This window comes from Pseudomonas sp. GM49 (assembly GCF_000282355.1).
Classification (GTDB): Bacteria; Pseudomonadota; Gammaproteobacteria; order Pseudomonadales; family Pseudomonadaceae; genus Aquipseudomonas.
Genome location: NZ_AKJL01000199.1, coordinates 1 through 10,941, shown reverse-complemented (window position 1 = coordinate 10,941; position 10,941 = coordinate 1). Strand labels below are relative to the sequence as shown.

The window sequence follows — 10,941 nt, the reverse complement described above, 5'->3', positions numbered from 1 at the left end:
CTTCGGAGCCAATCCGGCCGGGCAGGACTTGCTCAATATCACGGCGCTGGGGATCACCAGCGCGACGTTCGCTGCCAACGTGAGCATAACGGCTAACGGGGCGGACACGGTGGTTGGAATCGGAGTGGACTCCATCCGCCTTGTTGGTGTCAGCAGTGCGGCCGTTGATCAGACGGACTTCATTCTGGCCACCTGAGGTCCTGGTCGGTACTGTCGCAGGGAGCGTGGACAGCGGAGGGGAGGGCAATGGATGCCCTCCCTTTCTCCTTCCACTCAATTGCCTCATGACTGCATTCGGTGTGGGAATTCAGGGAGGGCTGAATCGACCAGGGTTTTGCCGCGATAGCGATGAGCATGACGTTGCAAGCTGCTCTCAAATAATCGGAGACGTTCTTCTATTTTTCCGGCGTGAAATAGCTCTTCTCAATAGCTTTGCGAGTCGAGGCAATGATTTTCGTGCGAGTTCGTTCTTTCTCGACTGCTCGGGACAGGACTTGCGCTCCCACACATTGAGCGATGACGGCCCATGCCGCATCAGGGCTACCGAAACGATCGGCCCAGGCTTTCTGTATTTGCTTAAGGGCCTTTTTCGACGGCCACCCGTACCTACCCCTCAGGTTCGGCACGCGCAATCTCTCCACCCAAGTCTGGAGGGACACAGCCTTCTTCTGGATGAGGGACATGAAAGGTACTTGGGTAGTTACGCGCTGCGACGTTATTCCTTTGTTATTTGCACTCCCGCAGTTAGAAATAACATTTTGCTCTATACCTGCACTCAAATTTCTATATGTCGTTTAAAAACAGCTAGTTATACGACCTAACACCGGTCGTCTGTTTTAGCGGCGTAAAATTGACAAAGTTTTCCTATGGAACTTTAGTCTTAGTTATCGGGGGGCCCGCCCGCCTGAAGCTTGCCATCGCTTTGGCAACGCAAGGCGCGGTGACTCTCCTGAGAGGAGCAGAGCCATGTCGATCATTTCGTTCTTTTGCAGAGGGAGGGGGGTGTCCAGGATGTTCGCCTTCACTTCCAGATTCCATGACCCGCCCAGGGCTCGGATTCGCTCTGCCTGATCGCCCGGCGAGCAATTCATTTCGCGAATTCCAGGCGTGTATCCCGGGTCCCGGGTAACGCCAGATCTCTCGCAAAAAAACATAACCAACAAACTGCGCAAGCCAGCACTTGACTTGGCGCGGGAGGGTTTTCTCGTCCCGTGCCTTTACTCAAATAGATCGAGGGCAATCCAAAATGGCCAATTTCAACAAGTCGGACCTGGAGTTCATCCTTAAGCAAATCTTTATCGCAGAAGCGAATGCCGACGGCGCAAGCCTCATTGATTTGCTTCCCAACTCTCAGGTGCCGTTCGGCCTGCGTACCGTCGATGGCAGCTTCAACAACCTGGTCACCGGCCAGAGCGAGTTTGGCGCTGCGGACAATGCTTTCCCGCGCCTGCTTGATCCTTCCTTTCTGTCGCCGGCATACGCCGGGACAGGGTCGGTGACCGATCCGCAACCACGGATTATCAGTAACCTGATCGTCGACCAGACCGCCAATAACCCGGCGGCCTATGCCTCAGCGTTCGACCCGGGCCTGGACGGTGTGCTCAACTTCGGCTCGCCGGGTAATGACGACGTACTCAAGGATGGCGTACAGGTAGTCACCAGCCCCGGGCTGGATGGCGTATTCGGCACGACCGATGACAAGCCAGTGTTCTTCATGCCCAACGTGTCGCCGGACGTCGGCCTGACCGCCAGCTTCAACTCGTGGATGACTTTCTTCGGCCAGTTCTTCGACCACGGTCTCGACCTGGTCACCAAGAGCGCTACCGACTTCGTGTTTATTCCGCTGCAGCCGGACGATCCGTTGTTTGTACTGAACAGCCCGACCAACTTCATGGTGCTGCCACGTGCAGTGCGTACCGCCGGCGCGGACGGAATACTCGGCACGACCGATGATGGCCAGCCCAACACCACCTCGCCGTTCGTCGACCAGAGCCAGACCTACAGCTCGCACCCGTCGCATCAGGTGTTCCTGCGCGAGTACGTCCTCAATGCGGCAGGCGATCCTGTTGCAACGGGACGCTTGATTACCAACCGCGATCTCGGCGCCGATGGCAAGTTCGGCACTGCCGATGATGGCAGCGGCGAAAATGGCGGCATGGCGACCTGGAAGGTGGTCAAGGCCCAGGCCCGTGACATTCTCGGCATCAACCTGACCGACGCCGATGTACACAACGTGCCGTTGCTGGCAACCGATGCGTACGGCAACTTCATCCGCGGGCCGAGCGGCATGCCGCAGGTAGTGATGCGCATCGGTAACGGTGCTGACGGCATTGCCGGGACAGCTGATGACGTCACGCAACTGGTCGAAGGCAACCTGCTTAATCCGATCAGTCTGGCCAACGCCGTGAGCACCGGGCATGGCTTCCTCGACGACATCGCCCACAATGCTGCGCCGGTCGTCGTCAATGGGCTTCTGCAGGCGGATGCCGACATCGCTGTCGGCAATGCGCAGCCAACTGACGGGGCCGGCAACAACCAGACCTATGACAACGAACTGCTCGACGCCCACTACATTGCCGGCGACGGCCGGGTAAACGAGAACATCGGCCTGACCACCGTGCACCATGTGTTCCACTCCGAGCACAACCGCCTGGTCCAGCAATCCAAGGACACCATCCTTGCTTCCGGCGACCTGGCCTTCCTCAATGAGTGGTTGATTGACGACGTAGCCGCGATACCGACTACCCCCGCCGGGATCGCAGCGCTGGTGTGGGACGGTGAACGCCTGTTCCAGGCCGCCAAGTTCGGCACCGAGATGCAGTACCAGCACCTGGTGTTCGAGGAGTTCGCGCGGACCATTCAGCCACAGGTCGACGAATTCCTTGCGCCTAATGGCTATGACACCTCGATCAACCCGGCAATCCTTGCCGAGTTCGCCCACGTGGTGTACCGCTTCGGTCACTCGATGTTGACCGAGACCGTCGATCGCTTCGATCCCGCGTTCAATCCGCTGCTCACTAACCCGGCCAACCCGGACTCGCAACTGGGTCTGATCGCGGCCTTCCTCAACCCGCTGGCGTTCGCCGGCAGCGGGGTGACTGCGGACCAGGCGGCAGGGGCGATCGTTCGCGGTGTGACCCGCCAGGTCGGCAACGAGATCGATGAGTTCGTCACTGAAGCGTTGCGCAATAACCTGCTCGGTCTGCCGCTCGATTTGCCGAGCCTGAACCTGGCGCGTGGTCGCGACACCGGCATCCCTACATTGAATGAGGCGCGCCGAGAGTTCTACGCAATGACCGGCGACAGCCAACTCAAGCCCTACATCAGTTGGGCTGACCTGGCGGACAGCCTCAAGCACCCCGAGTCGCTGGTCAACTTCATCGCAGCCTTTGGCACGCATAGCACGATCACGTCGGAGACCACGCTGGCAGGCAAACGCGCTGCAGCCTTTGCGCTGGTATTCAATGTTACGGGTTCGCCGGCTGACCGCCTGGACTTCCTCAACAGCACTGGTGCCTGGGCCAACGTAACGACAGCTGGCAAGGATGGAATACTGGGTAATGCCGATGACCTCACGGGCGTGACGATCACGGGCGTCGACGACATCGACTTCTGGGTCGGTGGCCTCGCCGAACAGAAAATGCCGTTCGGCGGCATGCTCGGCTCGACGTTCAACTTCGTGTTTGAAACCCAGATGGAGGCGTTGCAGAACGGTGACCGCTTCTACTACCTGTCGCGTACCGCGGGCCTGAACTTCGGCACTGAGCTTGAGAACAACTCCTTTGCCAAGCTGATCATGCTCAACACCGATGTCACCCACCTGGCGAACACCGTGTTCCTGACGCCGACGTTCACCCTCGAAGTGAATCAGGCTGCTCAGTTCACCGGCCTTGGCCTGGATAGCCGCGCCGATCCGACGGGCGGCATCATGATCAACGGCGTGGAAGTCGTGCCGCTGGTGATTCGCGACAACCCCGACACCCCCGGTCCGGACACCAATTATCTGCAATACACCGGTGAAGACCATGTTGTCCTGGGCGGCACCGCCGGCGATGACATCATCATCTCTGGTGACGGCGATGACACCGTTTATGGCGACGCCGGCAACGACCGCCTCGAAGGCGGCGCCGGGAACGATGCGGTGCTGGGCGGCGCGGGCGATGACATCATCTCCGACTCGTTCGGTGACAACCGTCTGGAAGGTAATGCCGGTAACGATGTGATCGTGGTTGGCAGCATGCTTGCTGCAGGCAACCTGATACTGGGTGGCGATGGCCAGGACTTCATCATCACCACCGAAGACATCAGCACCACCTTCGGCGGCCAGGGTGACGACTTCATCCTCGGTGCCAAGACCAACCTGCCACCTACCGGTAACGAAGGTGATGACTGGATCGAGAAGGGCACCCAGGACGGTGCGCCTGGCGATAACTTCTCGCCGCTGCTCAATGACGATGTGATCGGCAACGACATCTTTGTCGGTGGCGGTGGCTTCGACGAAATGATCGGCGAGGGTGGCGATGACATCTTTGTCGGCAGCGATGCCCAGGACAAGATGGACGGCATGTCCGGTTTCGACTGGGTGACCTACAAGAATGACAAGGTTGGCGTGACCGTTGACCTGAGCCTGGCCGCACTGGCGCAGCCACATGGCAATGCACCAAACCAGAATGCCGGCATATTCAATCCGGTCGGTGCCTCGCCAGCCTCGATTCTCGACCGTTTTGCCGAGGTCGAAGGCTTGTCCGGTTCGAGTTTCGGCGACGTCCTCAAAGGCGACGATGTTGATGCAGTCACTATCATCAACCACGGCGGTACCACGGGCAGTGCGCTGACCAATGTCGCGTTGATCCGCGGCCTGGACCAGTTCCTCGCCGATGCCGGATTGCCAACCACCGGCTTTGCCACTGGCAACATCATCCTCGGCGGCAATGGCAGTGACCTGATCGAAGGTCGTGGTGGCGATGATCTGATCGACGGCGACAAATGGATCAACGTCAGAATTGCCGTTTATGCCCCTGGTGATGTCAACCATACCGGTCCCGAAATCGCCAGCTTCGACAGCATGGTCGACATGATCCCGTTCATGCTGGATCGCACCTATAACCCTGGTCAGCTCAAGGCCGTGCGGGAAATCATGCCCGGCACTTCGACTGGCGGGGCGGCCTTCGACACCGCCATTTTCTCCGGGGTTGCGTCCGAGTATACGGTTACCGTTGACAACCGCGGCACGGCCAACGTGGCGGACGATGTCTGGACAGTGGCCGATAACGTAGCGGGTCGCGACGGCACCGATACCCTGCTGCATATCGAACGCCTGCAGTTTGCCGATACCCAGCAAGTGCTGGTACCAGGGCAGAATGCACAACCGGTTGGCAGACCTACCGTTTCGGATGGAAACGGCGGGGCGATAACGGTGGGCGACACGCTGACGGTCAGCGTGGCCGGGGTGCGTGATGGCAATAACGTCGCGCCGGGTAATCCGCAGGGGTTCATCACCAACTCCTCGGTGTCCTACATCTGGCAGTTCGAGGCCACTCCAGGCAGCGGCGTATTCGAGGACATCATCCTGCTGCCGGCTGGCGACCTGGCGTTCCAAAGCGCCGATGGTACCGCGTTCAAGGTCTCTCCTGACCTCGCCGGGTTGTCGTTGCGGGTCAAGGCGATCTATCAGGATGGTCACGGCACCACGGAGATCCTGTTCTCCACGCCGACGGCCACCGTAGTCGCCGGTGCACCGGTCACGCCAACGCCGCTGGTACCTGTAGTCGATGCCACCGCGGGTGGCGCGGGCCTTCACATGGTCCGCTCCGACCTCAACTTCATTCTTGATCAGATCAAGATTGCCGAGGCTGATGCGGCCGGTCAGGACATCCTTTCGCTGATCCCGAATATTCGTGCGCCATTAGGGCTGCGTACAGTCGACGGGTCGAACAACAACCTGATGAACCTCAACGGCAACAATCACACCGAGTTTGGTGCCGCCGATAACGTCTTCCCGCGCTTGACCGATCCGGTCTTCAATCCGGCGGAAGGTGCTCCTGCCGACTTCTTCGGTCCCGGCTCGCCGGCCGGCCCGGGAACGACGTATCAGCAGACCAGCGGCGCTGTGTTTGACTCGCAGCCGCGCACCATCAGTAACCTGATCGTCGACCAGACGTCGAACAACCCGGCGGCCTATGCCACGGCTTTCGACCCGGGTGCGAACGGTCATCTCGACTTCGGTGTGGTGGGGGTGGGTAATGACGACGTCCTCAAGGATGGCGTACAGATTGTCGCCAGCCCCGGACTGGATGGTCAGTTCGGTACTGCCGATGATCACGATGTGTACTTTTTCGAGAACGTCGCGGCGGACGCGGGATTGTCCGCACCGTTCAACGCCTGGATGACCTTCTTCGGGCAGTTCTTCGATCACGGCCTGGACCTTGTCACCAAAGGTGGTTCGGGCACCGTGTTCATCCCGCTGAAACCGGACGATCCGCTGTTTGTGCCAGGCGGCAACACCAACTTCATGGTGCTGAGCCGCGCAACCAACCTGCCAGGGGCGGATGGCGTTCTCGGTACGGCCGACGACATCCATGAGCACACCAACACCACCTCGCCGTTCGTGGACCAGAACCAGACCTATAGCTCGCACCCATCGCACCAGGTGTTCCTGCGCGCTTATCAGATGACCGATAGCGGCCCGATAGCGACCGGCAGACTGATCACCAACCGTGATCTGGGAGTGGATGGCCAGTTTGGTACCGCGGACGACGTCGAAATTGGTGGCATGGCGACCTGGAAGGTGGTCAAGGCGCAAGCCCGTGACATTCTCGGCATCAACCTGACCGACGCCGACGTCGATAATGCCCCGCTGTTGGCGACCGATGCCTATGGTAATTTCATCAAGGGGCCGCACGGCTTCCCGATGGTCGTGATGAAGGGGGTTGACGGCCTTGGCGGCACGCCGGATGACGTCCTTGTCGAAGGTAATCCGCTTGCTCCCGTTGACCTGACCGATGCTGTACGCACCGGTCACCAGTTCCTTGTCGACATTAACAACAATGCAGTGCCGGTGTTCAACAGCCTTGGCGAGCTCGTTCCTGACGCGGACGACGTTGCTGGCAACGCCGTGCCGATCGATCCGCTGACCGGGGCCAAACTGGCCTACGACGATGAACTGCTGGATGCGCACTACATCGCTGGCGACGGCCGGGTCAACGAGAACATCGGTCTGACCGCGGTGCATGCGATCTTCCACTCCGAGCACAACCGCCTGGTCCAGCAAACCAAGGACACCGTGCTCGATTCGGGTGACGTGGCCTTCCTCAACGAGTGGCTGCTCACGCCGGTGGCCGCATTGCCAGCCACCCAGGCCGAGTTCGATGCGCTGGTATGGAATGGCGAGCGCTTGTTCCAGGCGGCCAAGTTCGGCACCGAGATGCAGTATCAGCACCTGGTATTCGAAGAGTTTGCGCGGACCATCCAGCCCAACATCGACCTGTTCTTCGCACCGACCCAGGTCTATGACGTCGACCTCGATGCCTCGATCGTCGCCGAGTTCGCCCATACCGTGTACCGGTTTGGCCACTCGATGCTGACCGAGACCGTCGATCGCTTCGATATCGACTTCAACGTGGTGGGCGACGGCAATCCGAATGTCGCGGGCAATCAACAGACCGGCCTGATCGCGGCGTTCCTCAACCCGTTGGCTTACGCCGCCAGTGGCGTGTCGCCAGAGGATGCGACCAGTGCGATCATCCGTGGGGTGACCCGGCAAGCCGGTAACGAAATCGACGAGTTCGTCACCGAGGCGCTGCGCAATAACCTGCTCGGCTTGCCGCTCGACCTGCCGGCGCTCAACATCGCCCGTGGCCGCGACGTGGGGATTCCTTCACTCAATGCGATCCGCCGCGACATCTACAGCCAAACCGGCGATACCCAACTCAAGCCGTACAACAGCTGGGTTGATCTGATGCAGCACCTCAAACATCCGGAGTCGTTGATCAACTTCATCGCGGCCTATGGCACGCATGACACGATCACGTTGGCGACCACGCTGGCAGACAAACGCGCTGCAGCCATGGCGCTGGTACTCGGTGGTACGGGTGCGCCGGCTGACCGTTTGGACTTCCTCAACGGCACCAATTCCTGGGCCAACGTGACGCTGGCCGGCAAGGATGGGGTGCTGGGGACTGCCGACGACCTGAAGGGTGTGACTATCACGGGCGTCGATGCCATCGACCTCTGGATCGGCGGCCTGGCCGAACAGAAAACCCCGTTCGGCGGCATGCTCGGCACGACCTTCAACTTCGTGTTCGAGAACCAGCTGGAAAAACTGCAGGACGGCGACCGCTTCTACTACCTGGAGCGTACCTCTGGCCTGTCGATGAATGCCGAACTTGAAAGCAACTCGTTCGCCAAGCTGATCATGGCCAACACCTCGGCCACGCACTTGCCGGGCCTGGTGTTCTCGGACCCTGGGTTCTATCTGGAAGTGGACCCGGGCAAGCAGTTCAACGAGGGGCTGCTCGCGGCCGATCCGCTCGGTCCGAATGGCGAGCAGGTGGTGTTCCGCGACAACCCGCTGACCGTGGGGCTGGACACCAACTACATCCGCTACAACGGTGCCGAGCACATCGTGCTGGGTGGCACGGACAACGCAGACATCCTCATCTCCAGTGAAGGCGATGACACGGTCTGGGGTGATGCGGGCAACGATCGCATCGACGGCGGTGACGGCAACGACCAGCTGCGCGGGGGTGCCGGCGACGACATCATTACCGACACCGGCGGCGACGATAACATCCAGGGTGGCGACGGCAACGACGTGCTGCACGGAGGCAACGGCATCAACCTGATCATTGGCGGGTTCGGCAACGACTTCATCGTGACCGGTGAGGATGCCTCCGAAGCCATTGGTGGCCAGGGCAACGACTTCATCCTGGGCAGCAAAGCCAACGAACAGGACATGGGTAACGAAGGCGACGACTGGATCGAGAAGGGCACTTCGGACGGTGCGCCTGGCGACAACTTCGATCCACTCGGCAACGATCCGGTAATCGGCAACGATGTATTCGTCGGCGGCAACGAGAACGACAAGTTCAACGGCGAAGGTGGCGACGACATCATGGTCGGCAGTCTCGGCTTCGGTGACCGCTATATCGGCGGTTCGGGCTATGACTGGGCGACCTTCAAGGATCTCGCCCAGGGCGTGACCATCGATTACAGCGACCGCTTCTTCGATGTGCCAGTGCAGCCGGGTTCGGGAGCTTCGGCACTGGTGCGTTTCGACATCATGGAAGGTCTGTCGGGTTCGTCCCACGGTGATTTCCTGCGCGGTGATAACGAAGATGCGACATCGCTACCCACCGCGGGTGCAACTGGCAGTGTGCTGACCAACATCAGCCTGATCAATGGCCTGGCGGGTCTGCTGCCAGTCGGAGCGACGTTCTTCGACGGCGGCAACATCATCCTCGGTGGCAGCGGCAGCGACCTCATCGAGGGTCGCGGTGGTGACGACATCATCGACGGTGACAAGTGGCTGAACGTGCGTATCAGCGTACGGGCAAACGCTGATGGAACTGGCGATGAAATCGCCACGTTCGACAGCATGGTGCCGATGGTTCAGGCGATGCTCAACGGTACTTACAACCCGGGCCAGCTGGTCATCGTGCGGGAGATTCTGACCGGCACTGACCGCTTCGACACCGCGGTGTTCTCCGGTAATGCGTCGGAGTACAGCGTCGCTGTCGATGGCAACACCGTCATCGTGACCGATCTGGTGGCGGGCCGTGATGGCGTCGATCGCCTGACGGGCATCGAGCGTCTGCAGTTCGCCGACCAGGCGCAGGCGTCCGGCGTTGGCACCGCCTTGAACAGCGGTCCTGTGGGGCGTCTGGCGATCCTCGATGCTACCACTGGTGCACGTACCGACGCGTCTGTCGCCGGCCAATTGCTGCGTGTCAGCGATCAGTCGGTACGCGACGCGGACAATGTGAGTGCGGCCAATCCGACCGGCGCGGTTACCGGTCCCGTGGCTTACTACTGGCAGGTCGAAAACGTTGCCGGCTCGGGTATCTTTGAAGACATCACCTTTTTTGCCGCCGGTGAGGTATCGCGGGCGGTCGGCGCCACTTACCTGGTGGCGGATGATGTCGCCGGTCTGAACCTCCGCGTTCGGGCGGTGTATCAGGATGCCCAGGGTACGCTGGAGATCGTCGACTCGTCGGGGAACAACGCACCGACCGCCGGGCCGACCATCCTCGGGCTTGCGTTTCCGGACCAGGTGTTGACTGCCGACACGTCGACCATCATCGACGTCGATGGCCTCAGCAATCCGCAGTTCACCTTCCAGTGGCAGGAGACCAACGGGGTCACCTTCGTCGACATCGTCGGAGCCACCGCCAGCACGTTCACGCTTGGCCTGGCTCAGGTCGGCGATCAGGTGCGCGTGGTGGTCAGTTACGTGGATGACTTCGGTGCGGCCGAAAGCATTGCGTCTGACGCTACGGCCCCGGTGGCCGCCGGTGATGTGTTTGTCGGTACTGCCGGTGTCGACATATGGACCGGCACGACAGGCGACGACATTGCCAGCGGAGCTGCTGGCAACGACATCCTGAACGGCTTGGGCGGCAACGACCTCCTCAATGGTGATGCGGGCAATGACATTCTCATCGGCGGTACGGGTGCCGACATCATGGCTGGAGGTCTCGGCGACGATATCTTCGAAGTCACCGACCTTGGGGACGTGGTGACCGAGCTTGGCGGTGAGGGTATTGACACGGTCTGGACCTCGCTCGCGAGCTACACCCTGAGCGCCAACGTCGAGAATCTGTTTTTCGGCGGCAGCGGCAACTTCGCGGGCACCGGTAACGTGCTCGGCAATACGATCGGGGGCGGTGCGGGTAACGACGTCATCATCGGTGGCGCCGGTGCCGACACGATGGCCGGCGGTGC

Annotated in this window: 2 protein-coding genes; both read left to right on the top strand. The window is 60.5% G+C overall.

All coding sequences use genetic code 11. From position 1 onward, the window contains the following. A partial coding sequence (locus PMI29_RS11300; RefSeq protein ID WP_007999797.1) for a hypothetical protein occupies positions 1-196 on the top strand: 196 nt, incomplete at its 5' end. A 1,050-nt stretch (positions 197-1,246) separates the two neighbouring features. Next, a partial coding sequence (locus PMI29_RS11305) for a peroxidase family protein (RefSeq protein ID WP_007999796.1) occupies positions 1,247-10,941 on the top strand: 9,695 nt, incomplete at its 3' end.